We start from the raw sequence: 23,877 nt of genomic DNA, 5'->3' as shown, positions 1-23,877 counted from the left end.
TCTCCTAGGTTCGAATCAAGTGGCCGCTGGCCGCGAGTAGCTGACCGTCCAATAATGCACCCTGGTCACCAAGAATCAATCGCCCCTCGGCAAACCAGCGTACCGCCAGCGGGTAAATCCTGTGTTCCTGGGTATGGACCCGTTGCGCAAGCGTCTGCGCCGAGTCGTCAGACTCTACCGGAACCACTGCCTGTACGACCAGAGGCCCGCCATCGAGTTCCTCGGTGACAAAATGCACGCTGCAGCCATGTTCGCTGTCACCGGCATCGAGTGCGCGCTGGTGGGTGTGCATGCCTTTGTATTTGGGCAGCAGGGAAGGGTGGATATTGAGCAGGCGCCCTTCATAGTGCCGAACGAAATCAGCGCTGAGGATGCGCATGAAACCGGCCAGTACCACGAGTTTTGGATTGAAGGCGTCGATCAGTTCGATCAAGGCGGCATCGAAGGCCTCGCGGCCTTCGAAAGCCTTGTGATCCAGCGAGCGGGTTTCGATACCCGCGTCTCTGGCGCGTTGCAGGCCATAGGCGTCGCTGCGGTTGGAGATCACCGCAGCGATGCGCACCGGGCTGTCGCCGGTGCGCGTGCTGTCGATCAGGGCCTGCAAGTTACTGCCGGTGCCGGAAAGCAGCACCACGACATCACAGGTCTGAGACATTAATGAGCCTTGAGGTTCTTCAGTTCAACCTGAGCCGCGCCTTCGGCAGCGGTGGCGATCTGGCCGATGACCCAAGGCTGCTCGCCGGCTTCACGCAATACGTTCAACGCGGTTTCGACGTGCTCCTGGGCCACGCAGATCACCATGCCCACGCCGCAGTTCAGCACGCGGTGCATTTCGGTTTCGTTGACGTTGCCTTTTTCCTGCAGCCAGTCGAAGACCGCAGGACGCTGCCAGCTGGCTACGTCGACAATCGCCTGGGCGCCTTTTGGCAGCACGCGCGGGATGTTGTCCAGCAGGCCGCCTCCAGTGATGTGGGCCATGGCCTTGACCGCGCCGGTGTCCTTGATCAGCTTGAGCAGTGGCTTGACGTAGATGCGGGTCGGGGCCATCAGCAGGTCGGTCAGCGGCTTGCCGTCGAGCTGGATATTCTCGATGTCGGCACCGGACACTTCGATGATCTTGCGGATCAGCGAGTAACCGTTGGAGTGCGGACCGGACGATGGCAGGGCGAGCAGGGCGTCGCCGGCCGTCACTTTGGAGCCGTCGATGATTTCGGCTTTCTCTACCACGCCGACGCAGAAGCCAGCCAGGTCGTAGTCTTCGCCTTCGTACATGCCGGGCATTTCGGCGGTTTCGCCACCGACCAGCGAGCAACCCGACAGTTCGCAACCCGCGCCAATGCCGGTCACTACCTGGGTAGCGGTCTCGACGTTGAGCTTGCCGGTGGCGTAATAGTCAAGGAAGAACAACGGCTCGGCGCCGCACACCACCAGGTCGTTGACGCACATGGCCACCAGGTCGATGCCGATGCTGTCGTGCTTGTTCAGGTTCAGTGCCAGGCGCAGCTTGGTGCCCACGCCGTCGGTGCCGGACACCAATACAGGCTGTTTGTAGCCGGCCGGGATTTCGCAGAGGGCGCCAAAACCGCCCAGGCCGCCCATGACTTCGGGGCGCGCAGTGCGCTTGGCGACGCTCTTGATGCGTTCGACCAATGCTTCACCGGCGTCGATGTCTACACCGGCGTCCTTGTAGCTCAGGGAGGGTTGCTTGCTCATGATCCAGGCCTTTAGGGGGGATTTCTGGGTAACGACCGAGCGGGCAGGCGCTTTTGGTAAAAGGCCCAGCCGTTGACGGTCTGCGAAGGCGCGCGATTTTATCAGGCTTGAGGGGCAGCGGCCATCCTCGGGCCGACGGGCAGGGCTATATAGCTGAAAAAAGCGCGTTAAAAAAATGCTAATCGGCTCTGCTTCGGGCCGTATTAAGGTATAGCCTTGAACCCGCTATCGTTATGACGGCGCGAAAACTTACCGAGGCCCTGTGAATGTTTTGTCGGTCGCCATGGTCACAGCCATGGCAAACCGAGTTCATGCGGTCTGTTCCAGCCGCTAAATTTGTCGTTCGGGAATCTTCCATGCGTCTGTGTAAATTCTTCTTTGTGGGCTGCTTGTCGTTGGTCAGCCTGGCGAGTCATGCCGAAACCCTCAATGGCCTGTATCAAGTACTTGAACCGGTTAGCAGCCAATCGCCGCAAGAGCGCGATCAGGCCACCCAGCGTGCGGTGCAGACGATGGTGATCCGCCTGACCGGCGACGCCAAAGCCGCCGAGGGCCCGGGCCTGGCGGCGATTCGCAAGGACCCGCAGCAAATCATCACCCAATATGGCTATGACGCCGGGCCGCCCGAGAGCCTGCAAGTGGACTTCGATCCGGTCAGCACCGACCGCGCCCTGCGTGACGCGGGCCTGTCGATCTGGGGCAGCAATCGGCCGTCGATCCTCGGCTGGTGGCTCAACGATTCCACCGAAGGCAGCAGCCTGGTAGGCGATGGCCAGAGCGTTGCCCAGGCCCTGCGCCGCGCGGCACAACATCGCGGTTTGCCGCTGCGCCTGCCCCTGGGGGATCTGGACGAGCAGGTCGTGGCCACCGCGCCGAACCTGGAAAGCGCCGATGCCACCCCCTTGCGCGCCGCTTCCGAACGTTACGGTGCCGACGCCTTGCTGGCGGTGCATGCGCGCCAGGAAGGCAACCAATGGCAAGCCAAATGGCGCCTGTGGCTGGGTGACAAGAGCGAGCAGGGCACCGCCCAAGGTGCCGATACCGGCGCCGTGGCCGACGCGGTGATGCTGGCGATCAGCCAAAAGCTGGCGCCGCGTTTTGCGGTCAAGCCGGGCGTGAGCACCGAACAATTGCTGCAAGTGCAGGGCATGACCCTGGAACGCTATGCGGCGCTGGGGCATTTGCTTGAGCCGTTTGGTGGCCAGCCGCTGCGGGTGGAGGGCGATCGCATCGTGTATCGCGTCAATGGCAGCGCCGATCAGTTGCGCACCCAGTTGAGCCTGGCCAAGTTGCAGGAAATTCCCGCGGGCGAGCCTGCGCCGCAACCGTTAGCGCCAGGCGCGCAACCGCCCGCCGCACCTGAGCCTCAGGCGCAACTGCGGTTTCGTTGGTAAACAGTTCTTCCTTATATAGATAGAAGCATGGAGTGGTGTATGGCGGATACGCGTCGTTGGGTGTGGCTTGGCGGGATTGTCCTGCTGTGCGTTTTTGTGTTCTTGCTGCATTCGATCCTGACGCCGTTCCTGGTTGCGTTGCTGCTCGCCTATCTGTTCGATCCCGTGGTGGATCGCCTGGAGAAGGCCGGGCTGTCGCGGACCTTGGGGGTTGTCGCGGTGTTCGCGCTGTTTACCCTGATCATCACCGCGTTGGTATTGGTGCTGGTGCCGATGTTGGCCAAGCAATTGTTCCGCCTCTATGAACTGGCGCCACAGATGCTCGACTGGTTGCAACACACGGCGATGCCGTGGGCCCAGGCCAAGCTCGGGCTGTCGGACGGCTTCTGGAAGTTCGACAAGGTCAAGGCGGCGATCAGCGAACATATGGGCCAGACCACCGATATCGTGGGTGTGATCCTCAGCCAGGCCACCGCCTCCAGCCTGGCATTGATCGGCTGGCTGACCAACCTGGTGCTGATCCCGGTGGTAGCGTTCTATTTGCTGCGCGATTGGGATGTGATGATGGCCAAGATCCGCAGCCTGCTGCCGCGCAACCGCGAGGAGCGCATCGTCGCCCTGGCCGGTGAGTGTCATGAAGTGCTCGGGGCGTTCGTGCGCGGGCAGTTGCTGGTGATGCTGGCACTGGGGATCATCTACGCCGCCGGCTTGATGGCGATAGGCTTGGAGCTGGGCCTGTTGATCGGCCTGATCGCGGGCTTGGCCGCCATCGTGCCGTACATGGGGTTTGTGATTGGTATCGGTGCGGCGCTGGTGGCCGGGCTGTTCCAGTTTGGCGGTGACCTTTACCCGATGCTGGGCATTGTTGCGGTATTCATGGTCGGCCAGGCCCTGGAAGGCATGGTGCTCACCCCATTGCTGGTGGGCGATCGAATCGGCCTGCACCCCGTGGCGGTGATCTTTGCGATCCTGGCGGGCGGCGAGCTGTTTGGCTTTACGGGCATCCTCCTGGCGCTGCCGGTGGCGGCGGTGATTATGGTGCTGGTGCGCCATGTACATGATTTGTACAAGGATTCCGAGGTGTACACGGGCGTCGAAGACCCCGAGTTGTAATCGCGGCGTCACAAACCCGGCTTCGGCCGGGTTTGGCGTTTATGGCCCTGTGCCGTCAAACAAACCGCAAAAAACCGGCAAGTTAACGCAAACCTTTGATTTTGCTTGTGGTCTGCTGCATTGTGCGCCCGGCTTCACGGGTATAAACTTTGCAAACTTTACACAGAGGCCACTAACGGTTCGATGGGAGCCGTTCAGTCAGCATGAAACCGATTCAGCTGCCCTTAGGTGTGCGTCTGCGTGATGACGCCACCTTTATCAATTACTACCCAGGCGCCAATGCCGCTGCACTCGGCTATGTCGAGCGGCTCTGCGAAGCCGACGCCGGGTGGACTGAAAGCCTGATCTATCTGTGGGGCAAGCATGGCGTGGGGCGTACCCACCTGTTGCAGGCCGCCTGCCTGCGCTTCGAGCAAATGGGTGAGCCGGCGGTATACCTGCCGTTGGCTGAGCTGATGGATCGCGGCATCGGCATCTTCGACAACCTTGAACAGTACGAACTGGTGTGCCTGGATGACCTGCAGGTGATCGCCGGCAAGGCGGATTGGGAAGAGGCGCTGTTCCATTTATTCAATCGCTTGCGTGACAGCGGCCGGCGCTTGCTGATTGCCGCCGCCACGTCGCCTCGGGAATTGCCGGTCAAGTTGGCCGACCTCAAGTCACGCCTGACCCTGGCGCTGATCTTCCAGATGCGCCCCCTGTCCGACGAAGACAAGCTGCGCGCCCTGCAATTGCGTGCATCCCGTCGTGGCCTGCACCTCACCGACGAAGTGGGGCACTTTATCCTCACCCGCGGTACCCGCAGCATGAGCGCCTTGTTCGATTTGCTTGAGCAGCTCGATCAGGCCTCTTTGCAGGCGCAACGAAAATTGACGATCCCTTTTCTCAAAGAGACGTTGGGTTGGTAACACGTTGATTTGTCACGATTCGGCACTTTTCAGGCGCCAGAAAACCTGCGTCTGAGCCCGGCGGGCTACGCATTTACGTCATTAATTGGAATCAGGGCTTAGATGTCACGGTCCAATCGCGAAGTCACATAGCGCACGATTGAATTTGCAAATCGATGTGATAGAGGGCATAGTCTCGGCTTCTTTACACATCAGCCACGGTCGTGCCCATGCTAAATCGCTTCGCACCCCTCGTGCCTCTCGCACTCGTTACCCTGTTGTTTGGTTGCGCCTCCCACCCTCAACACGTGGCAGAGCAGCAGAAGCCTCAACAACAGTCCCAGGCAAAATTCGTCGCTGCGCAGTCTGCTTCCGTTTATGAAGAAGAGCTGGCAACCGAGAAAGAACTGGCCGATTTCTCCGGCAACAAGCCTTACCAGCTTCCAGTTCTGGCCGACAGTATCCTAGAACGCGGCATGTCCCTGATCGGTACCCGTTACCGTTTCGGCGGTACCTCCGAAGCCGGTTTCGATTGCAGCGGTTTTATCGGCTATCTGTTTCGCGAAGAAGCCGGCATGAACCTGCCACGCTCCACGCGCGAAATGATCAACGTGAAAGCACCGTTGGTCGCACGCAACAACCTCAAGCCCGGTGATCTGCTTTTCTTCAGTACGGCAGGCCGTGGTCGTGTCAGTCACGCCGGTATCTACTTGGGTGACAACCAGTTTATCCACTCCAGCAGCCGTCGCAGTGGCGGTGTGCGAGTCGACAGCCTGGGTGACAGCTACTGGAGCAAAACCTTCATCGAAGCCAAGCGCGCACTCGCCATGGCCCCGACTACGGTTACCGCCAGTAAGTAAACTTAAAGTGATACTTGAAGTTTGACGCGTAAGCGCTAGAATCCCTGGATATTGTTGTAACCCGTTCGCGCGAGCTTTGCTTGCGCGTTCTGGTTTTCAGCGTTCGGCAGCGAAAGCCGCATCCAGACCAGGATTGTTCTGCACATGTCGACCTCGGCCCGCCTGATTCTAATTGTTTGCGCCGCGCTTCTCAGCGCCTGCGCCAGCCGCACACCGCCGCCTGCGCCCATCGCGGTCAAGCCCAAGCCGGTGTTCAATTATTCCACCCAGAACTTTTCGCCTGCTGCCGAAGACGTGCTCTTTCGTGCGCTGGGCCTGGTCGGCACGCCTTATCGCTGGGGCGGTAACACGCCGGACTCCGGTTTTGATTGCAGCGGCCTGATCGGCTTCGTCTACCGCGACGCCGCCGGCATTTCCCTGCCACGCACCACGCGCGAGCTGATCGTGATGCGCGCCCAGGATGTGAGCGAGCAGAACCTGCAAACCGGCGACCTATTGTTCTTCGCCACCGGTGGTGGCTCGCAGGTCAGCCATGCTGGGATCTACGTGGGTGAAGGTCGCTTTGTCCATGCGCCGCAAACCGGTGGCACGGTGAAACTGGACACCCTGTCCAAAGCGTATTGGCAGAATGCTTACCTGAGTGCCAAGCGCGTATTGCCGGGCAATCTGGCGCGTAATCCTTAGAATCAATGCCACGTTGCACGCTTAAAGCTGCAAGACGGCGCAATGCCTGCTTGTAGCTTTAGGCTTGACGCTTGCAGCTAGCCCTCCAACCCACTAACCTTCGCCGCTTGTTCCAGGTGCTCTGTGACCCGTGGGTCGACAGAGTGAAACAGGGAAGCCGGTGAGTGAGCGCGCTTATACACAGCGCCGCCGCAATTCCGGCGCTGCCCCCGCAACGGTAAATGAGTCAAGACCCTGCATTGAGCCACTGTATCGCTCGCGATATGGGAAGGCGCAGCGTCGGCCTGTTCGCTTCAGAACGCCACTCATGAGCCCGGAGACCGGCCAGGATCATCCAACAGCATCACGGTGGGCGATGCTTGGCTGTCTGTTTTTTCTTTTCCCTGCCCGCCGTTTTTGTTCAGCCCCAACGGAGAGCTGCCATGACCGATACCCCCGACCGCGATGAACGCCACCTGGCACGCATGCTGCGCAAAAAAGCCGTGATTGACGAGCGCATCGCCAATTCACCCAATGAATGCGGCTTGCTATTGGTGCTCACCGGTAATGGCAAAGGCAAGAGCAGCTCGGCATTCGGCATGCTCGCCCGCGCCATGGGCCATGGCATGCAGTGCGGCGTGGTGCAGTTCATCAAGGGGCGTAACAGTACCGGCGAAGAATTGTTTTTCCGCCGTTTCCCCCGAGCAAGTGCGCTTTCACGTGATGGGCGAAGGCTTCACTTGGGAAACCCAGGACCGGCAGCGCGATATTGCCGCCGCCGAAGCCGCCTGGGCCGTGTCGCGCCAATTACTGCAAGACCCGTCCATTGGCCTGGTGGTGCTGGATGAGCTCAATATTGCCCTCAAGCATGGCTACCTCGACCTCGATCATGTTCTGAGCGACCTGCAAGCCCGCCCACCGATGCAACACGTGGTCGTCACCGGCCGTGGCGCCAAGCCCGAGTTGATCGAAATGGGCGACACCGTCACTGAAATGGGCATGCTCAAGCATGCGTTCCAGGCCGGTATCAAGGCACAGAAGGGCGTCGAACTGTGAACCCGCCCCGTCATTGCCCGGCTGTATTGATCGCCGCTCCGGCGTCCGGCCAGGGCAAAACCACCGTCACCGCCGCGCTCGCCCGTTTGCATCGTAACCTGGGGCGCAACGTGCGCGTGTTCAAATGCGGCCCGGACTTTCTGGACCCGATGATCCATGAGCGCGCCAGCGGTGCGCCGGTTTATCAATTGGACATGTGGATGGTGGGCGAGCAGGAAAGTCGCCGCTTGTTATGGGAAGCGGCGGGGGAGGCGGACCTGATCCTGATCGAGGGCGTGATGGGCCTGTTCGACGGCACGCCGTCCAGCGCCGACCTGGCGCGGCACTTCGGCGTGCCGGTGTTGGGCGTGATCGACGGCACCGCCATGGCCCAGACCTTTGGCGCGCTGGCATTGGGCCTGGCGCGCTATCAGCCGGACCTGCCGTTTGCCGGGGTACTGGCCAACCGCGTCGGCACGCTGCGCCATGCGCAGTTGCTCGAAGGCAGCCTCACCGAAGGCCTGCGCTGGTACGGCGCGTTGTCACGTGAGACCGGTATCGAGCTGCCCAGCCGTCACCTGGGGCTGGTGCAGGCCAGCGAATTGAATGATCTCGATGTGCGCCTGGACGCCGCCGCCCAAGCCCTGGGCGGTAGTTGCAAAGTCGCGCTGCCGCCGCCGGTGGCCTTCGCCGCACCGCAGGTGATCGAGGCGGAGCCATTGCTCAAGGGCGTGCGCATCGCCGTCGCCCGTGACGAAGCCTTCGCGTTCACCTACGGCGCCAGCCTCGACCTGCTGCGAGCGATGGGGGCTCAGTTGAGCTTCTTTTCGCCGATCCATGATCACGCACTGCCCGACGCCGACAGCCTCTATCTGCCCGGTGGTTACCCGGAACTGCACCACCAGGCGCTGTCGGAAAATACCCCGATGCTCGCTGCCATCCGCGCCCACCACGCCGCCGGCAAGCCGTTGCTCGCCGAATGCGGCGGCATGCTCTACCTGCTGGACTCGCTCACCGACGTCGACGGCAACCGTGCCGAACTGCTCGGCCTTTTACCGGGCGATGCGGTGATGCAAAAGAAACTCGCGGCCCTGGCCCTGCAAAGCGTCGAATTGCCGGAAGGCGTGTTGCGCGGGCACACGTATCACCATTCCCTGACCAGCACCGAGTGCGAGCCGATTGCCCGTGGCCTGAGCCCTAACGGTGGGCGCGGTGCCGAGGCGGTTTACCGACAGGGGCGGATGACAGCCTCTTATGTGCACTTTTATTTCCCATCGAACCCATCAGCGGTCGCCGCCTTGTTTGCACCCAATGTGGGAGGGGCTTGCCCTCGATAGGGCCATGACCGACAACGCATTTGCCCCGGCCGACCGCGACGCCGTCTACCGCGCCATCGCCGAGCGCCGCGACATGCGCCACTTCAGCGGCGGTACGGTGGCTCCCGAATTGCTTCATCGCCTGCTCCAGGCCGCGCATCAGGCACCCAGTGTGGGTTTGATGCAGCCGTGGCGTTTTATCCGCATCAGCGACCGCCACCTGCGTGGGCAAATCCAGCAAGTGGTCGAAGAAGAGCGCGTGCGCACCGCCCAAGCCCTGGGCGAACGTTCCGATGAATTCATGAAGCTCAAGGTCGAAGGCATTCACGACTGCGCTGAAGTACTGGTGGCGGCGTTGATGGATGATCGCGAGCGGCACATTTTCGGCCGCCGTACCTTGCCGGAAATGGACATGGCTTCGCTGTCCTGTGCGATCCAGAATCTATGGCTGGCTGCCCGTGTCGAAGGGCTGGGCATGGGCTGGGTATCGTTGTTCGACCCCCAGGCCCTGGCCGATCTGCTGGGCCTGCCGCCCGGCGCCAAACCCCTGGCCGTGCTGTGCCTGGGGCCGGTGGCCGAATTCTATCCGGCACCGATGTTGCAGCTCGAAGGCTGGGCCGAACCGCGGCCGCTGAAAGACATGTTGTATGAGAATACGTGGGGAGCGAGTCAATGAGTGTGGCCTTGCTGTGTGTCGCCGGGGTGGCGTTGGATGCGCTGCTGGGTGAACCCAGGCGTCGGCATCCGCTGGTGGCGTTCGGCAATTTTGCCGGGCGCATCGAGCAACGCTTCAATAGCGGTGGCCGTGGCTGGCGCAGCCATGGCGTGACGGCATGGTTTATCGCCGTGGTGCCGTTGACGCTGCTGGCCACCGCGCTGTCGTGGGCGCCCTCTATCGGGTGGGCGCTGGAGATTCTGGCGCTGTACTGTGCCCTCGGCATGCGCAGCCTGGGTGAACATGTACTGCCTGTCGCCCAGGCGTTGCGCAGCGATGACCTGGATGAAGCGCGCACGCGGGTGAGTTACCTGGTGAGCCGCCAGACCAGCGAGCTGGACAGCACCGAAGTAGCCCGCGCCGCCACCGAATCGGTGCTCGAAAACGGCAGTGATGCGGTGTTTGCCGCGTTGTTCTGGTTCGTGGTCGCTGGCGTACCGGGGGTGGTGCTCTACCGTTTGAGCAATACCCTCGACGCCATGTGGGGCTATCGCAATGAGCGCTTCGAACGCTTTGGCTGGGCGGCGGCGAAAATCGACGACGTACTGAACTACATTCCTGCGCGCCTGGTGGCCTTGACCTACGCGGTGCTGGGCAAAACCGCCCTGGCGCTCAAATGCTGGCGTACCCAGGGGCCGACATGGGACAGCCCCAACGCGGGGCCGGTGATGGCGTCCGGGGCCGGCGCACTGGGCGTCGAATTGGGCGGTGCGGCGATTTATCACGGCGAGCTGCACCAGCGCCCGCCATTGGGCGAAGGCCCGGCGGCGGATGCCGATTCAATCGAACGAGGCTGGCAACTGGTGCAGCGCGGCGTTTGGCTGTGGCTGCTGATCCTATGCGCGGGGGCGCAATTCTATGCTTGAACACGGTGGTCGGCTGCGCAAAGCGTCGGTTCAATACGGGATTGCCGAGGCCAACTGGCTGGATCTCTCCAGCGGCCTTGCGCCCTGGCCCTGGCCGATCCCCGAGATACCGCTACGCGCTTGGGCGCGCCTGCCGGAAACCGACGACGGCCTGGAGCAGGCCGCCGGCGAGTATTACGGCGCGGCGCACGTGTTGCCGGTGCCCGGTTCCCAGGCGGCGATCCAGTTGCTGCCACGCCTGCGCCGTGCGGGCAAGGTCGGCGTGTTATCGCCGTGCTACGCCGAACACGCCGAAGCTTGGCGCCGCGCGGGTTACGTGGTGCGTGAGGTGCAGGAGCAGGAAGTCGACTTTTTCCTCGATGGCCTCGATGTGCTGGTGGTGGTCAACCCCAACAACCCCACCGGTCTGAGCCTCAGCCCGCAGCGCCTGCTGGATTGGCACACGCGGCTGGCCCAGCGCGGCGGCTGGCTGGTGGTGGACGAAGCGTTTATGGACGTGACCCCGCAATTGAGCCTGGCGAGCCAGGCCCATCAGGTTGGCCTGATTGTACTGCGCTCGTTCGGCAAGTTTTTCGGCCTGGCGGGTGTACGGCTGGGCTTTGTGCTGGCCGAGCGCCGGCTGCTCAAGTTGCTCGCCGAGCAGGTCGGGCCGTGGGCGGTCAGTGGGCCGACGCGGGTGCTTGGCCAAGCGTGCCTGCGCGACACCGCCGGCCACGCGCACCAGCGCGCCCGGTGCCTGGAGGCCGGCCGGCGCTTGTTCGAGTTGCTGCAACGCCATGGCTTTGAACCGCAGGGCGGCTGCGCCTTGTTCCAATGGTTGATCACTCCGCATGCCGAACGCATGCACGAATTCATGGCCCAGCGCGGCATTCTGCTGCGCCTGTTTGTGCACGACAGCAGCCTGCGCTTCGGCCTGCCCGACACCGAGGTCGATTGGCTGCGCCTCGACGCGGCGCTGGCTGCCTATAAGGACGCTGCATGAGTACGCTGATGGTGCAAGGCACCACCTCCGATGCGGGTAAAAGCACCCTGGTGACTGCGCTGTGCCGTTGGCTGGTGCGCCAAGGCATTGCAGTGGCACCGTTCAAACCGCAGAACATGGCGCTCAACAGTGCGGTGACCGCCGAAGGCGGCGAAATAGGCCGCGCCCAGGCGGTGCAGGCCCAGGCGGCCAACCTGGCGCCGCATACCGATATGAACCCGGTGCTGCTCAAACCCAACAGCGACACCGGCTCCCAAGTGATCATCCATGGTCGTGCGGTCACCAGCATGAACGCGGTGGCCTATCACGACTACAAAGCCATCGCGATGCAAGCGGTGCTGGCGTCCCACTCGCGCTTGAGCCAGGCCTACCCGGTGGTGATGGTGGAAGGGGCGGGGTCGCCGGCGAGATCAACCTGCGCGCCAACGACATCGCCAATATGGGCTTCGCCGAGGCGGTGGATTGCCCGGTGTTGTTGATCGCCGATATCAATCGGGGCGGGGTGTTCGCCCATTTGGTCGGCACGCTGGAGTTGCTCTCACCCAGCGAACAGGCGCGGGTCAAAGGCTTCATCATCAACCGTTTTCGCGGTGATATCGCGCTGCTGCAGCCTGGCCTCGATTGGCTGCAAGCGCGTACCGGCAAACCGGTAGTGGGCGTATTGCCGTACGTGATGGACCTGCACCTGGAAGCCGAAGACGGCATTGACCATCGCCAGATCGACAAGGCCGCGCAGGTACTCAAGGTGGTGGTCCCGGTGTTGCCGCGCATCAGCAACCATACGGATTTCGACCCGCTGCGCCTGCATCCCCAAGTGGATCTGCAGTTCGTCGGGCCGGGCCAACCTATACCCGCCGCCGACCTGATTATCCTGCCGGGCTCGAAAAGCGTGCGCAGCGATCTGGCGTATCTGCGCGCCAATGGCTGGCACACCGCCGTGGCGCGGCACCTGCGTTATGGCGGCAAGGTGCTCGGTATTTGCGGCGGCTTGCAGATGCTTGGCGAGCAGGTGCACGACCCGTTGGGCCTGGAAGGGCCGGCGGGTTCCAGCGATGGCCTGGGCCTGCTGGCGTTCAGCACCACGCTGGAGCACGAAAAACAGCTGCGCAACGTTCGCGGTCGCTTGTTGCTGGAAGATGCCGAGGTCAGCGGCTATGAGATCCATGCCGGCGTAACATCGGGCGAAGCCTTGTCGAGCGCTGCCGTGCACTTGGATGACGGCCGTACCGATGGCGCCCTGAGTGCCGACGGGCAGATCCTCGGCACCTACCTGCACGGGCTGTTCGAAACCCCGGCCGCGTGCAGCGCCTTGCTGCGCTGGGCGGGGTTGGCCAACGTGCAGGCGGTGGATTACCACGCCCTGCGCGAGCGCGACATCGAGCGGTTGGCGGACCTGGTGGAGCGCCACCTGGATACGGATTTGTTGCGCACCTTGTGTGGAGTCGCCTGATGCACCAACTGATCCTGGGCGGCGCCCGTTCCGGTAAAAGTCGCCTCGCCGAAAAACTCGCCAGCGACAGCGCGTTGCCTGTCATTTATATCGCTACCAGCCAACCGCTGGACGGCGAGATGAACACCCGCGTGGCCTTGCATCGCAAGCGTCGCCCCGAGCAGTGGGGCTTGATCGAAGAACCGATCGAGTTGGCGCGGGTGCTGCGCGAAAACGCCGCCCCCGGCCGCTGCCTGCTAGTGGATTGCCTGACGTTGTGGTTGACCAACCTGCTCATGCTCGAAGACCCGGAGCGCCTGGCGTTCGAGCGCGAGCAATTGTTGGAAAGCCTGGGCACGCTGGCGGGTGAAATCATTTTTGTCAGCAACGAGACCGGTCTGGGTGTCGTGCCGCTGGGCGAATTGACTCGCCGCTATGTGGATGAAGCCGGTTGGCTGCATCAAGCCTTGGCCGAACGGTGTCAGCGCGTGGTCCTGACCGTTGCCGGCCTGCCCCTGACTTTGAAAGGTACTGCGTTATGACTGACACTTGGTGGCTCAACCCGTGTAAGGCGATTGACGCCTCTGCGTACGAGCAGGCGCTGGCGCGCCAACAGCAATTGACCAAACCTGCCGGCTCCCTCGGCCAGTTGGAAGCGCTGGCCGTGCAATTGGCCAGCTTGCAGGGCCAGGTCAAACCGTCGATGGACCGGCTGTGGATCGCTATTTTTGCCGGTGACCACGGCGTGGTCGCCGAGGGCGTGTCGGCCTATCCCCAGGAAGTCACCGGGCAAATGCTGCATAACTTTGTCACCGGCGGTGCGGCCATCAGCGTGTTGGCGCGTCAGTTGGGCGCGCAGCTGGAAGTGGTGGACCTCGGCACGGTGAACCCTTCGCTGAGCTTGCCTGGCGTGCATCACCTGAACATAGGCGTCGGCACCGCCAATTTCGTCAAGGGCCCGGCAATGACCGCTGCCCAGGGCAGATTGGCGCTGCAAGCGGGTCGCGATAGCGTGCTGCGTGCCCGTGAAAACGTTGCGCAATTGTTTATCGGCGGCGAAATGGGCATCGGCAACACCACCGCCGCCAGCGCGCTGGCGTGTGCGTTGCTCAAGTGCCAGGCCAGTGACCTGACAGGCCCTGGCACGGGCTTGAACGCCGACGGTGTCAGCCACAAGGTGGCCGTGATTGAACGCGCGTTGGCGCTGCACGCCGGGCAGCGCGATGATGCCCTGCACACCCTGTTCAATCTTGGCGGTTTTGAGATTGCCGCATTGGTGGGGGCCTACCTGGCGTGCGCCCAGGAAGGCATCGTCGTGCTGGTGGACGGGTTTATCTGCACCGTCGCTGCGCTGGTCGCCACGCGGTTGAACCCGGCATGCCGCGACTGGTTGCTGTTCGGCCATCGCGGGGCGGAGCCCGGCCATCGGCACGTGTTGCACAGCCTTGATGCGCAACCGTTGCTCGACCTGGGCCTGCGCCTGGGTGAGGGCAGTGGCGCCGCGTTGGCCGTGCCGCTGCTGCGCCTGGCCTGTGCGTTGCACGGGCAAATGGCGACCTTTGCCGAAGCGGCCGTGGCGGACCGCCCGGCATGACCTTGCACCTGGACCTGCTGCGTCACGGCGAAACCGAACTGGGCGGCGGCCTGCGTGGCAGCCTGGACGACGCATTGACCGTCAGGGGCTGGGAGCAGATGCGCGCCGCAGTGGCGCAGCGAGGACCTTGGGACCGGGTGGTCAGTTCGCCATTGCAGCGCTGCGCGCGGTTCGCCGATGAATTGGGTGCGCGGTTCAACCTGCCGGTGAGCCTGGAGAACGATCTGCAAGAACTGCATTTCGGCGCTTGGGAAGGGCAGAGCGCGGCGGCGTTGATGAACACCGATGCCGAAGGCCTGGGGCTGTTCTGGGCCGATCCCTACAGCTTTACGCCGCCCGATGGCGAGCCGGTGGGCGAATTTTCTGAGCGGGTTCTGGGCGCTGTCTCACGCTTGTATCAGGCCTATGCCGGTAAGCGGGTGTTGTTGATCAGCCATGGCGGCGTGATGCGCTTGCTGCTGGCGCGTGCGCGGGGGTTGCCCCGTGAGCAACTGCTGAATGTGGAGGTCGGCCATGGCGGCTTGTTCAGTCTGCGGGTGGCCGCCGATGGTGGGTTGAAGGAAGGAATCTGACGATGCTGCCGTTCTGGATCGCTCTGCAATTTCTCAGCAGTTTGCCGATTCGCCTGCCGGGGATGCCGCAGCCCCTGGAATTGGGGCGTTCATTGCTGTTTTATCCGTTGGTCGGGTTGCTGTTCGGGTTGCTGCTGTGGAGTTTGAATGCGGCCCTGCTGGGCGCGCCGCTGTTGCTGCATGCCGCGCTGCTGTTGACCGCCTGGGTGTTGCTCAGCGGCGGCCTGCACCTGGATGGCCTGGCGGACAGCGCCGATGCCTGGCTGGGTGGCTTCGGCGACCGCGAACGCACCCTTACCATCATGAAAGACCCACGCAGCGGGCCGATTGCCGTGGTCACGCTGAGTTTGGTGCTGCTGCTCAAATTCACCGCGTTGGTGGCCTTGATCGAACAGCACAACGGTGCGGCATTGATCCTGGCGCCGCTGATCGGGCGGGCCTCGATGCTGGCGTTGTTCCTCACCACGCGCTATGTGCGGGCAGGCGGATTGGGTCAGGCACTGTCGGATCATTTACCCAGGACCGTCGGCCAGCAGGTGCTGGTTTTCAGCGGTCTGGCGTGCGTCCTCATCGGCGGTTTCAACGGCGGGGTGGCCGTGTTGCTCGCCACGCTGTGCTTTATGGGGCTGCGCCAATTGATGATCAAGCGTCTCGGCGGCACCACGGGCGACACCGCTGGGGCCTTGCTGGAGTTGCTTGAGGTCGCGGTAGTGGTCGGCCTGGCGCTGTAACACTTTCTTGCATTCCCTTAATCGCGGGTATATACACGTTCCATGCTTGCCTCCCAATGTTTATGCACCAACCTGCGACGTGCCGCCCGTGGCGTCAGCAGGCACTATGACGGCGCTCTCGACGGCTTCGGGATCAACGTCGCCCAGTATTCCTTGCTGTGTAATCTGCAGCGCCTCGATCAACCGAGCATTTCCAGCCTGGCCGAGGCCATGGGCCTGGATCGCAGCACCCTGGGGCGAAACCTGCGGGTGCTGGAATGCGAAGGCTTGGTGCAATTGGTCGAGGGCAATGACCTGCGCAACCGCCTGGTGTTGCTCACCGAAGCGGGTGCGCAGCGCCTGGCCGACGCCTTGCCGGCCTGGGAAGCGGCACAACAGAAATTGATCGATCGACTCGGCGCGCAAAAACGCGAAACCTTGTTGGCCTTGCTGGATGAACTCGCCTGAGTGCGGGTTTGTTCGAACACAAGCGGGTATATACCCGTGAGCGGAGAATAAGAAATGACCTCGATGTGGCGCACCAGCGGTTGGATCCTTGTGGGGAGTGCGCTGATCCTGGCGCTGTCTTTGGGCGTGCGGCATGGTTTCGGCCTGTTTCTGGCGCCGATGAGCAGCGAATTCGGCTGGGGCCGTGAGACCTTTGCCTTCGCCATCGCCTTGCAGAACCTGATCTGGGGTCTGGCGCAGCCATTTACCGGTGCGTTGGCCGACCGTTTCGGCGCCACCAAGGCCGTCTTTGTCGGTGGGGTGTTGTACGCCGCCGGCCTGGTGCTGATGGGCATGTCCGATTCGGCCTGGACGTTGTCGTTGAGTGCGGGCCTGCTCATCGGCATTGGCCTGTCCGGCACCTCGTTCTCGGTGATTCTGGGTGTGGTCGGCCGCGCGGTGGCGCCGGAAAAACGCAGCATGGCCATGGGCATTGCCAGCGCCGCCGGTTCTTTTGGCCAATTCGCCATGGTGCCGGGCACGTTGGGCTTGATCAGTTGGTTGGGGTGGTCGGCCGCGCTGCTGGCGCTGGGCTTGATGGTGGCGCTGATCCTGCCGCTGGTGATAATGCTCAAGGACCGGCCGCTGCCGGTGCTGGCCGGCCAGCAAACCCTGCGCGAAGCTTTGAAGGAAGCCTGCTCGCACTCCGGGTTCTGGCTGCTGGCCTTTGGCTTTTTCGTCTGCGGTTTCCAGGTGGTGTTTATCGGCGTGCATCTGCCGGCATACCTGGTGGACCAACACTTGCCGGCCACCGTCGGCACGACCGTATTGGCGCTGATCGGCCTGTTCAACATCTTCGGTACCTACACCGCCGGCTGGCTCGGTGGGCGCATGTCCAAACCACGCTTGTTGACGGGTTTGTACCTGTTGCGCGCGGTGGTGATCGTGTTGTTCCTGTGGGCGCCGGTCACCGAAATCAGCGCTTATCTGTTCGGCATGGCCATGGGCTTTCTGTGGCTGTCCACGGTGCCGCTGACCAACGGCACGGTCGCCACGCTGTTTGGTGTGCGAAACCTGTCCATGCTCGGTGGGATCGTGTTCCTGTTCCATCAACTGGGTTCATTCCTGGGCGGTTGGTTAGGCGGAGTGGTCTATGATCGAACCGGCAACTACGATTTGATCTGGCAAATGGCGATCCTGCTTAGCCTGCTCGCTGCGGCCCTGAATTGGCCGGTGCGTGAGCGGCCGGTCGCGCGATTGCAGGCACAGATGGAGGCAGCATGAATTCGATGGGGTACCTGTTCGGCGGGGTTGGCGCGATAGCGCTGCTGCTGGTGTTGGCATGGTGGGGCTGGCAGCGGGGTGGGCTGGCATTGATGCAACTGGGTATGTCGATCTGTTAAGTTCGATGTCCGGATTCTTTAAAGGACTTTTTGACATGCAGATGCGCTGGCTGGCTGTACCTGTGCTGATGGCGACCTTTGGCGGCGTGGCGTTGGCCGCCGAGTGCCCTTCCTTGCTTGAGGGCCAATTGCCCAAGCTGCGCGCCAAGGAGTCCATCGACCTGTGCCAGCGCTTTGCCGGCAAGCCACTGGTCATCGTCAACACCGCAAGCTTTTGTGGGTTCGCGCCGCAGTTCAAAGGCCTCGAAGCCTTGTATCAGCGCTACAAGGACCAAGGGCTGGAAGTGATCGGCGTGCCGTCCGATGACTTCAAGCAGGAAGCCAAGACGGGCGAGGAAACCGCCAAGGTCTGCTACGTGAATTATGGCGTGACCTTCACCATGACCGAGCCGCAGAAGGTCAAGGGGCCGGACGCGGTACACCTGTTCAAGGTGCTGGCGCAGCAGAGCAATGCGCCGAAGTGGAATTTCTACAAGTACGTGGTGGACCGTCAGGGCAAGGTGGTCGCCGATTTCTCCAGCCTGACCAAGCCGGACAGCCCGGAGCTGATCGAGGCGGTGGAGAAGGCCATCGCCTCCAAACCCTGAGCAACCCCGACTAAAAAGCCCCGCCTCCTTTGCAGGAGAGCGGGGCTTTTTTACACCACTGTGAATCAGAAGCGGTAGGTCATGCCCAGGCCGAAGCCGTTGGCGCTGTTTTCATATTTGGCGTTGTAGCTGGCCAGTTGGTTGGAGCGCGTGACCTTGACGTCTTCTTCCTTCAGGTAGGAGTAGGCGACGTCGATGGTCATGTTCGGCATGACCTCGTAGCCCAGGCCCAGGCTGAAGATGGTGCGGTCGCCGGTAGGAATGCGTGGCGAACGATCAGTGTTGTTGGTTGGCGACTGGTCGAATGTCAGGCCGGTACGCAGCACGACCTGTTTGGTCAACTGGTACGAAGTACCCACGGCGTAAGCCCAGGTATCGTGCCAGTTCTGATCTTCCTTGATGGTGCCGACCAGACTAGGCGCGAGCGCGCCGCCGCTGGCACCGCCAACGACACCTTCGTTCTTGACGGTGATGTCTTTCAGGCGGCTCCAGCGGGTCCAGGTGGCGCCTGCGTAGAGTTTCCAGGCGTCGGTCAGGTCTTGAGTCACCGAAAGGTCATAGGACTCAGGCGTGTCGATTTTCAGAGACGCGTCATAACGGTTGCTGCGCAAGAGGCCGGACGTTGCAGCGGGCGCGCTGACTTCGGTGTGACCGTCCAGCTTGTAGCTGACCTTGGAGTGATAGGTCAGGCCCACGCGAGTGGTGTCGGTGGCTTGCACCAGTACGCCGACGTTGAAGCCGAGCGCCGTGTCGTCGCCCTTGATCTTGATATTGGTGTCGGGTAACGCTTGGTTGAACGACAGATCCGATTCCAGCGTGCCGGAGATGCGGTTGATGGTCGGGCCAAAACCAACGGAAACGCGATCATTGAAGGCGTAGCTGACGGTCGGTTGAAAGGTCATGACTTTAACTTCGCTGTTGCTGCCGAAACTGCGGCCCTGGAAGTTTTTTTCGTAATCGGTCACCAGGCCGAACGGCGCATAGACGCCGAAGCCGACAGCCCACTGATCATTGAGTTTATTGGTGTAGAAACCGAAAGGAACCGCAGTGAAAGGCACCATGTCGCCTTTGTTGCTGCCACGCGAACGGCCGCTGGTATCGCTGATATCGCTGGAGGCGTCAATCGCCGCGACACCGCCGGTAATCTGCTGGCCATTGAGGCGCGCCATACCGGCAGGGTTACCGTAGACAGTGCTTGCATCATCGGCAGAGGAAGAGCGACCTGCGAAACCCGTACCCATCCCGCTGACGCTCTGTTCGTTCAGTGCGAAACCGCTCGCGAACAGTTGGGAGGATGCCATGGCAACGGCGAGGCTAAGTGTGGTCTTGAGCATTACTTTTTTCATTATTAGAACTCCGGGGTGATCACCGCTGCGGAAAGTAACAATAAAATTAACATCGCGCTATAGGCTGTAATGTAGGAGATAGAGCAGTTTTGTAGGACAATCCGACCAAAATTCAGCGTTTTTGGCGAATCTTGCAAATTGCCCGGTCAGCAAACCACGTGATTCAAGGGTGAAACACAGGTTTTCCAGGTTTGGCTGAAATCACGCAGCCTTCCTTGCGGATGAAATATTTCTTTCCAGATACGCGCCATGGCTAAAACATCACCGGGTGGTGGCAGGGCGGGGCTGTGTTGTTCCACCAGGAGCCAGGCGATGGCCGTGGCGTAACGCAGGTTTACCGTGAGTTCCAACTGGGGGGCGCTGAGAAAGGCATGTTGACTGGCCAGCCCGCGTACCAGGCTGGCACGTTCTGGATCGAGCGCCAGGTAGGTGTCCCACAAGGCGCGATGCCGGGGTTCGGTGATGCTGTACAGGCCGTGGCCGCGCCGGTCGTGCAGTGCCGAGCCCAGTTCCGACTGGCTGGCCGCAATGCCCAGCAGCAGAGCCTCGGCCGTCGGGCTCTGCCGGCCGAGGTACGACAATGTCGGTCGGACCACATAACAACACAATTCACTGGCTGCGATACCCATACATACCTCAATCCGTGAAAGTGGTTGGCGAGGCCTGAGAGGGGGGGCTTGGCAGCAGTGAATCGGATCTCAGGCTCGCCGGAAGCGGATCACGCCGCTTGAGTTGAAGTGTAGTGTCATATTCATGATGTAAAGGCCTGTTTTTAAAACATCTTCGTTATTCAGTTATAACGTTTATATCTATTTGAACTTAGTGCAAAAGCTCAATACGTAAATATCAGGCAATAAAAAACCCTGTGTTTTAAACAGGGTTTTTTGGGTTTCAGCAACTCGGGTCGATCAGGCAACCAGTGCCTGACGGGTACGCTCGATCACGGCCTGCAGCGGTTCTGCGCTGGAGTATTGATCGGGGTACAGGCGTTCGCTGTGACGAGCGATACCGTGTTCGTTGACCAGGGTAAAACTGAAGCAGCCTTTGCGAGCGGCCATGATCAGGCAGTTCATCGGGGCAAAAGCATTGGTGAGGGTGCGAATGGCATCCTGAGTATGGATTTGAGTGGACATATTATTGGTGTTCCTACAAATGACACGGATAAGAACCGTGCAACGTTAAAACGTTCCAGTAACGTTGATCACCATTGATCAAACGAAGAACCCGACTGGAACAAAGCAGCCAGTTTAAAGCGCTGTTAATTGGCGCGCTTGGGCTGGCAGGTAGGTACTTAGGAGGGCAGGCATCACAACAGGGGCAAAGGTTCTGGGCCCGGGGTGAAGATCCTGATCAATTTGCAGGTTGGTTCGGTCAGAGTATGAAAACTTCGCGCCACCCTTTGCTTATTCAAAGGCAGTGTCGTCGCAAGTGATACCTGGAAACCATCGAGGTGGTCGATCCCGTGTTGTTCAGGGGAGTTGTTCGACCAGAATTGACTTTCAGCTTGGTACTAACGCCGCGGATAGTAACGGATTGATACAGGGAAAGGAAGCGCACTGACCAAAAAACTTCAATCAGCCCCCCAACACGCCGCGATAGACCAGCACCGTGACGGCCGCGGCCAGTGAACAGCCCAGTGCGTAAGCGGCCAGGGTCAGGCGCAGGGATTGGCCGGTCTCGACCACCTTCATCACATCGCCCATGTCATTGATGCGGCCTTCACCCAGTTCGATACACAGGCTCACGGCTGTGAAAGCCGCCGACAGCAAGATCGCAATGGCAAACAAGGCCCCGTCCGGCGACGGCAGTGCGGCGTTGATCCCCAGGGAAGTGGCGCAAATCACCAGCAATAACCCGGCGAATATCAGAATTCCTTTCATCGCGCCTCCCACCGTTGCGCTGTCGGTCGGGCAGTGTGGCGAGCCTTTGAGGGTTTGAAAAGTGCCTGTTATGTCCTGCCGGTAACATTTTTGAGGCCGGCAGCTCCAAAAAAAGCCGGTGATATAACCATCGGGTGGGTACTTGTGCACATTAGTTGCGGCGTGTGTAGCCAGGCTGTCAAGGGTAAGGCAGGGTCGCCATTTGCCTGTAATGGAAATTTAAGTCAATGAAAAATCTGGCTTTTTTTAATTGGTGAAAAAATCGTCAGTTTGACTGCGAGGCCCGTTCCATGGGCGTTTGCGCGAGTTAGAGGGAGGTTGTCCACTGAGTTATCCACAGCTTCTGTGGATTGTCCCAAGCGCTTGCTCTAGGACGGGCGTGCACGGTTTTTTCAGCTTTACCTGTACGAAAAAAAGAGTAGAGTTGCGCGCCTTCCGTTCTGTCCCACAGTGCTTTATGAAGTTTCGCTCAGTATCACCTTCTGTTACCGACGCCCCGCAAGCTGTTACCGCACCCAGGCGCTTCTCCTTGAAAGTCGCCCTGTGGTTGCTCGACAGCCCGCGCCTGGGCCACAGCACCAACGTCAAGCACTTTGCCGGGCGCTTGCTCAAGCAGTCGGCCCGTGAAGGCGTAGTCGCCGCGCAAAGCCGCCTGGGCCAATTGATGTGCCGTGAGTGCGGCAACGCGCGCGACCGCCGCATTGGCCATGAGCTGCTGCGTTCAGCTGCGCGCGCCGGTGACCGCCGCGCCCAACGTGAACTGGGTCAGGTCGAAGACTGAGCTGTCCTCCCGCTCTATGCTTGGTTAACCTTGCTCTTTTTCGGTGATGGCAGAGATGGCTATGGCTTTTGACTGGACCAGTATTGCCTTGGGCCTGGCGGGTGCCGCAGTGCCTTTATTGGCGGTGTGCTGGCAGCTTCAACGGCGGCTGACCGCGCGCACCACCGGCTGGGAATTGCTGGAAGAACGCCTGGCCACGGCGCAATTGGCCCAGGAAGGCCTCGCTGCGCAGTTGGATGCCAGCCGCGATGAAATCAGCGACCTGAGCCACGCCAATGCCGCCAAGCAAGCCGACCTGGCCGCGCTGCGCCGCGAAGTCGAGTTGCTCCACATCGACCGCGACAACGCACGCGACGCCGCCCACGCCTGGAGCCTCGACCGCAGCGCCAAGGAAACCGAATTGCGGCGCCTCGATGCGTTGTCGGCCGCCCTGCGCGCCGAACTGCGCGAGCAACAGGAAAGCCAGCAACAGCGCCTCAATGACCTGCAAGGTTCGCGGGATGAACTGCGTGCACAGTTCGCCGAGCTGGCCGGCAAGATCTTCGATGAGCGTGAACAGCGCTTTGCGCAAACCAGCCAGGAACGCCTCGGGCAGTTGCTCGACCCGCTGAAGGAGCGCATTCAGTCCTTCGAAAAACGCGTGGAAGAGAGCTACCAGAACGAAGCGCGCGAGCGTTTTTCCCTGGCCAAGGAGCTTGAGCGCCTACAGCAATTGAACCTGCGTCTGTCGGATGAAGCCACCAACCTGACCCGCGCGCTCAAGGGCCAGAAAACCCAGGGCAACTGGGGTGAACTGATCCTAGAGCGGGTGCTGGAACATGCAGGTCTTGAGAAGGGTCGCGAGTACCAGACCCAGGTCAGCCTCAAGGGGCCGGATGGTGAGCGCTTCCAACCGGATGTGCTGATCATGTTGCCCGGCGACAAGCAGGTGGTGGTGGATTCCAAGGTCAGCCTGACGGCCTATCAACAATACGTCGCCGCCGATGATGAACTGATCGGCCAGGCGGCGTTGAAACAGCATGTGCTGTCATTGCGTAATCACGTCAAAGGTTTGGCCGGCAAGGACTACAAGCGCCTGGAAGGCTTGCACAGCCTGGATTTCGTGTTGTTGTTCGTGCCGATCGAAGCGGCGTTTTCCGCCGCGTTGCAGGCTGAGCCGAACCTGTTTCAGGAAGCCTTCGACCGCCACATCGTGATCGTCAGCCCCACCACCTTGCTGGCCACCTTGCGGGTGATCGACAGCCTGTGGAAGCAGGAACGCCAAAGCCAGAACGCCCGTGAAATCGCCGAGCGCGCCGGCTGGCTGTATGACAAGTTTGTGCTGTTTATCGAAGACCTGGATGAGGTGGGCAACCGTCTGCAGCAGTTGGACAAGGCTTACAGCGCTGCGAGAAACAAGCTGACGGATGGACGTGGAAATCTGGTCAGCCGCACCGAGCAATTAAAATTGCTCGGCGCGCGCGCCAGTAAAAGCCTGTCGGCAGATTTGCTGGAACGGGCCATGACCGACTCAGACGGCGTGGCGCACTTTCCCGAGTAAACGCAGTGCTAAATGTGGGGGCTTGCTCCCGATAGCGCAGTGCC

General features: G+C 61.3%; 25 protein-coding genes, 2 pseudogenes and 1 riboswitch. Of the genes and pseudogenes, 21 read left to right on the top strand and 6 right to left on the bottom strand.

What is annotated here, in order from left to right; all coding sequences use genetic code 11:
• Positions 1-4 precede the first annotated feature (4 nt).
• Entirely contained in the window at positions 5-655 is a 651-nt protein-coding gene (gene purN, locus AB4O25_RS10785; RefSeq protein ID WP_017527562.1) for a phosphoribosylglycinamide formyltransferase, read from the bottom strand.
• On the bottom strand, positions 655-1,713 hold the full coding sequence (gene purM, locus AB4O25_RS10780; RefSeq protein WP_065878114.1) for a phosphoribosylformylglycinamidine cyclo-ligase: 1,059 nt from the start codon (positions 1,711-1,713) through the stop codon (positions 655-657). The genes purN and purM overlap by 1 nt, the downstream gene beginning before the upstream one ends.
• Before the next feature lie 356 nt (positions 1,714-2,069).
• Between purM and AB4O25_RS10775 the strand changes: the two genes are divergently transcribed.
• The 19 genes and pseudogenes from AB4O25_RS10775 to AB4O25_RS10685 all read left to right on the top strand — a co-directional run bounded on the left by AB4O25_RS10775 (position 2,070) and on the right by AB4O25_RS10685 (position 18,286).
• Complete coding sequence (locus AB4O25_RS10775; protein WP_068938079.1) at positions 2,070-3,107, top strand: DUF2066 domain-containing protein; 1,038 nt, start codon at positions 2,070-2,072, stop codon at positions 3,105-3,107.
• 39 nt (positions 3,108-3,146) lie between these two features.
• Positions 3,147-4,220 carry an AI-2E family transporter gene (locus AB4O25_RS10770; RefSeq protein WP_065878111.1) on the top strand — a complete coding sequence of 358 codons (1,074 nt, stop codon included), beginning with the start codon at positions 3,147-3,149 and terminating at the stop codon, positions 4,218-4,220.
• Positions 4,221-4,423: 203 nt separating this feature from the next.
• A complete protein-coding gene (gene hda / locus AB4O25_RS10765) occupies positions 4,424-5,128 on the top strand; it encodes a DnaA regulatory inactivator Hda (RefSeq protein ID WP_017527566.1) in 705 nt (234 codons plus the stop codon).
• 209 nt (positions 5,129-5,337) lie between these two features.
• Positions 5,338-5,967: a C40 family peptidase gene (locus AB4O25_RS10760; RefSeq protein WP_017527567.1), complete on the top strand. Its 630-nt coding sequence runs from the start codon at positions 5,338-5,340 to the stop codon at positions 5,965-5,967.
• Between the two features lie 144 nt (positions 5,968-6,111).
• Positions 6,112-6,651, top strand: coding sequence for a C40 family peptidase (locus AB4O25_RS10755; protein WP_017527568.1), 540 nt, complete (start codon positions 6,112-6,114; stop codon positions 6,649-6,651).
• 97 nt (positions 6,652-6,748) lie between these two features.
• Positions 6,749-6,994, top strand: a riboswitch (cobalamin riboswitch).
• 79 nt (positions 6,995-7,073) lie between these two features.
• Positions 7,074-7,686: pseudogene (gene cobO / locus AB4O25_RS10750) on the top strand (cob(I)yrinic acid a,c-diamide adenosyltransferase).
• Positions 7,683-9,002, top strand: a complete 1,320-nt coding sequence (locus tag AB4O25_RS10745) for a cobyrinate a,c-diamide synthase (RefSeq protein WP_460150850.1) — start codon at positions 7,683-7,685, stop codon at positions 9,000-9,002. Before cobO ends, AB4O25_RS10745 begins: the two are co-directional and overlap by 4 nt.
• Positions 9,003-9,006: 4 nt before the next feature.
• The gene (gene bluB / locus AB4O25_RS10740; RefSeq protein ID WP_017527571.1) at positions 9,007-9,657 is read left to right on the top strand and encodes a 5,6-dimethylbenzimidazole synthase; all 651 of its coding nucleotides are present in this window, start codon (positions 9,007-9,009) and stop codon (positions 9,655-9,657) included.
• Positions 9,654-10,562: an adenosylcobinamide-phosphate synthase CbiB gene (gene cbiB, locus AB4O25_RS10735; RefSeq protein ID WP_460150849.1), complete on the top strand. Its 909-nt coding sequence runs from the start codon at positions 9,654-9,656 to the stop codon at positions 10,560-10,562. Before bluB ends, cbiB begins: the two co-directional genes overlap by 4 nt.
• Positions 10,555-11,544, top strand: coding sequence for a threonine-phosphate decarboxylase CobD (gene cobD, locus AB4O25_RS10730; RefSeq protein ID WP_065878102.1), 990 nt, complete (start codon positions 10,555-10,557; stop codon positions 11,542-11,544). Before cbiB ends, cobD begins: the two co-directional genes overlap by 8 nt.
• A pseudogene (locus tag AB4O25_RS10725) lies at positions 11,541-12,994 on the top strand (cobyric acid synthase). The gene cobD and the pseudogene AB4O25_RS10725 overlap by 4 nt, the downstream one beginning before the upstream one ends.
• A complete protein-coding gene (gene cobU, locus AB4O25_RS10720; protein WP_017527575.1) occupies positions 12,994-13,515 on the top strand; it encodes a bifunctional adenosylcobinamide kinase/adenosylcobinamide-phosphate guanylyltransferase in 522 nt (173 codons plus the stop codon). Before AB4O25_RS10725 ends, cobU begins: the two are co-directional and overlap by 1 nt.
• Positions 13,512-14,567: a nicotinate-nucleotide--dimethylbenzimidazole phosphoribosyltransferase gene (gene cobT / locus AB4O25_RS10715; RefSeq protein ID WP_460150848.1), complete on the top strand. Its 1,056-nt coding sequence runs from the start codon at positions 13,512-13,514 to the stop codon at positions 14,565-14,567. The genes cobU and cobT overlap by 4 nt, the downstream gene beginning before the upstream one ends.
• A complete protein-coding gene (gene cobC, locus AB4O25_RS10710) occupies positions 14,564-15,139 on the top strand; it encodes an alpha-ribazole phosphatase family protein (RefSeq protein ID WP_065878096.1) in 576 nt (191 codons plus the stop codon). Before cobT ends, cobC begins: the two co-directional genes overlap by 4 nt.
• A 2-nt stretch (positions 15,140-15,141) precedes the next feature.
• The gene (locus tag AB4O25_RS10705; protein ID WP_460150847.1) at positions 15,142-15,870 is read left to right on the top strand and encodes an adenosylcobinamide-GDP ribazoletransferase; all 729 of its coding nucleotides are present in this window, start codon (positions 15,142-15,144) and stop codon (positions 15,868-15,870) included.
• 42 nt (positions 15,871-15,912) lie between these two features.
• Positions 15,913-16,317 (top strand): MarR family winged helix-turn-helix transcriptional regulator, encoded by a 405-nt coding sequence (locus tag AB4O25_RS10700; protein WP_017527579.1) that lies wholly within the window; start codon positions 15,913-15,915, stop codon positions 16,315-16,317.
• A gap of 63 nt (positions 16,318-16,380) precedes the next feature.
• On the top strand, positions 16,381-17,580 hold the full coding sequence (locus tag AB4O25_RS10695; RefSeq protein ID WP_161979887.1) for an MFS transporter: 1,200 nt from the start codon (positions 16,381-16,383) through the stop codon (positions 17,578-17,580).
• On the top strand, positions 17,577-17,699 hold the full coding sequence (locus tag AB4O25_RS10690) for a hypothetical protein (RefSeq protein ID WP_017527581.1): 123 nt from the start codon (positions 17,577-17,579) through the stop codon (positions 17,697-17,699). Before AB4O25_RS10695 ends, AB4O25_RS10690 begins: the two co-directional genes overlap by 4 nt.
• 35 nt (positions 17,700-17,734) lie before the next feature.
• The gene (locus AB4O25_RS10685) at positions 17,735-18,286 is read left to right on the top strand and encodes a glutathione peroxidase (protein ID WP_017527582.1); all 552 of its coding nucleotides are present in this window, start codon (positions 17,735-17,737) and stop codon (positions 18,284-18,286) included.
• Between the two features lie 65 nt (positions 18,287-18,351).
• Here the strand turns inward: AB4O25_RS10685 and AB4O25_RS10680 are convergent, their stop codons facing one another.
• The 4 genes from AB4O25_RS10680 to AB4O25_RS10665 form a co-directional block, all read right to left on the bottom strand.
• Positions 18,352-19,632: an outer membrane protein transport protein gene (locus AB4O25_RS10680; RefSeq protein ID WP_116079402.1), complete on the bottom strand. Its 1,281-nt coding sequence runs from the start codon at positions 19,630-19,632 to the stop codon at positions 18,352-18,354.
• A 146-nt stretch (positions 19,633-19,778) separates the two neighbouring features.
• Positions 19,779-20,261 carry a hypothetical protein gene (locus tag AB4O25_RS10675; protein ID WP_460150846.1) on the bottom strand — a complete coding sequence of 161 codons (483 nt, stop codon included), beginning with the start codon at positions 20,259-20,261 and terminating at the stop codon, positions 19,779-19,781.
• A 279-nt stretch (positions 20,262-20,540) separates the two neighbouring features.
• Positions 20,541-20,765, bottom strand: coding sequence for a hypothetical protein (locus tag AB4O25_RS10670; protein WP_007898912.1), 225 nt, complete (start codon positions 20,763-20,765; stop codon positions 20,541-20,543).
• Between the two features lie 441 nt (positions 20,766-21,206).
• A complete protein-coding gene (locus AB4O25_RS10665; RefSeq protein WP_017527585.1) occupies positions 21,207-21,512 on the bottom strand; it encodes a hypothetical protein in 306 nt (101 codons plus the stop codon).
• A 457-nt stretch (positions 21,513-21,969) separates the two neighbouring features.
• Between AB4O25_RS10665 and AB4O25_RS10660 the strand changes: the two genes are divergently transcribed.
• The gene (locus AB4O25_RS10660; RefSeq protein ID WP_065878088.1) at positions 21,970-22,293 is read left to right on the top strand and encodes an SEL1-like repeat protein; all 324 of its coding nucleotides are present in this window, start codon (positions 21,970-21,972) and stop codon (positions 22,291-22,293) included.
• Positions 22,294-22,468: 175 nt separating this feature from the next.
• On the top strand, positions 22,469-23,833 hold the full coding sequence (locus AB4O25_RS10655; RefSeq protein ID WP_460150962.1) for a DNA recombination protein RmuC: 1,365 nt from the start codon (positions 22,469-22,471) through the stop codon (positions 23,831-23,833).
• The last annotated feature ends 44 nt before the right edge of the window (positions 23,834-23,877 follow it).

The organism is Pseudomonas sp. S3_A03 (genome assembly GCF_054668275.1).
The sequence above is the reverse complement of the archived record's forward strand: the minus strand, read 5'-3'. Positions and strand labels throughout refer to the sequence as shown.

What these genes read in the sequence shown, in the direction of transcription:
- purN (WP_017527562.1), bottom strand. Translation starts at nt 655, where the DNA reads ATGTCTCAGACCTGTGATGTCGTGGTGCTGCTTTCCGGCACCGGCAGT.
- purM (WP_065878114.1), bottom strand. Translation starts at nt 1,713, where the DNA reads ATGAGCAAGCAACCCTCCCTGAGCTACAAGGACGCCGGTGTAGACATC.
- AB4O25_RS10775 (WP_068938079.1), top strand. Translation starts at nt 2,070, where the DNA reads ATGCGTCTGTGTAAATTCTTCTTTGTGGGCTGCTTGTCGTTGGTCAGC.
- AB4O25_RS10770 (WP_065878111.1), top strand. Translation starts at nt 3,147, where the DNA reads ATGGCGGATACGCGTCGTTGGGTGTGGCTTGGCGGGATTGTCCTGCTG.
- hda (WP_017527566.1), top strand. Translation starts at nt 4,424, where the DNA reads ATGAAACCGATTCAGCTGCCCTTAGGTGTGCGTCTGCGTGATGACGCC.
- AB4O25_RS10760 (WP_017527567.1), top strand. Translation starts at nt 5,338, where the DNA reads ATGCTAAATCGCTTCGCACCCCTCGTGCCTCTCGCACTCGTTACCCTG.
- AB4O25_RS10755 (WP_017527568.1), top strand. Translation starts at nt 6,112, where the DNA reads ATGTCGACCTCGGCCCGCCTGATTCTAATTGTTTGCGCCGCGCTTCTC.
- bluB (WP_017527571.1), top strand. Translation starts at nt 9,007, where the DNA reads ATGACCGACAACGCATTTGCCCCGGCCGACCGCGACGCCGTCTACCGC.
- cbiB (WP_460150849.1), top strand. Translation starts at nt 9,654, where the DNA reads ATGAGTGTGGCCTTGCTGTGTGTCGCCGGGGTGGCGTTGGATGCGCTG.
- cobD (WP_065878102.1), top strand. Translation starts at nt 10,555, where the DNA reads ATGCTTGAACACGGTGGTCGGCTGCGCAAAGCGTCGGTTCAATACGGG.
- cobU (WP_017527575.1), top strand. Translation starts at nt 12,994, where the DNA reads ATGCACCAACTGATCCTGGGCGGCGCCCGTTCCGGTAAAAGTCGCCTC.
- cobT (WP_460150848.1), top strand. Translation starts at nt 13,512, where the DNA reads ATGACTGACACTTGGTGGCTCAACCCGTGTAAGGCGATTGACGCCTCT.
- cobC (WP_065878096.1), top strand. Translation starts at nt 14,564, where the DNA reads ATGACCTTGCACCTGGACCTGCTGCGTCACGGCGAAACCGAACTGGGC.
- AB4O25_RS10705 (WP_460150847.1), top strand. Translation starts at nt 15,142, where the DNA reads ATGCTGCCGTTCTGGATCGCTCTGCAATTTCTCAGCAGTTTGCCGATT.
- AB4O25_RS10700 (WP_017527579.1), top strand. Translation starts at nt 15,913, where the DNA reads ATGCTTGCCTCCCAATGTTTATGCACCAACCTGCGACGTGCCGCCCGT.
- AB4O25_RS10695 (WP_161979887.1), top strand. Translation starts at nt 16,381, where the DNA reads ATGTGGCGCACCAGCGGTTGGATCCTTGTGGGGAGTGCGCTGATCCTG.
- AB4O25_RS10690 (WP_017527581.1), top strand. Translation starts at nt 17,577, where the DNA reads ATGAATTCGATGGGGTACCTGTTCGGCGGGGTTGGCGCGATAGCGCTG.
- AB4O25_RS10685 (WP_017527582.1), top strand. Translation starts at nt 17,735, where the DNA reads ATGCAGATGCGCTGGCTGGCTGTACCTGTGCTGATGGCGACCTTTGGC.
- AB4O25_RS10680 (WP_116079402.1), bottom strand. Translation starts at nt 19,632, where the DNA reads ATGAAAAAAGTAATGCTCAAGACCACACTTAGCCTCGCCGTTGCCATG.
- AB4O25_RS10675 (WP_460150846.1), bottom strand. Translation starts at nt 20,261, where the DNA reads ATGGGTATCGCAGCCAGTGAATTGTGTTGTTATGTGGTCCGACCGACA.
- AB4O25_RS10670 (WP_007898912.1), bottom strand. Translation starts at nt 20,765, where the DNA reads ATGTCCACTCAAATCCATACTCAGGATGCCATTCGCACCCTCACCAAT.
- AB4O25_RS10665 (WP_017527585.1), bottom strand. Translation starts at nt 21,512, where the DNA reads ATGAAAGGAATTCTGATATTCGCCGGGTTATTGCTGGTGATTTGCGCC.
- AB4O25_RS10660 (WP_065878088.1), top strand. Translation starts at nt 21,970, where the DNA reads ATGAAGTTTCGCTCAGTATCACCTTCTGTTACCGACGCCCCGCAAGCT.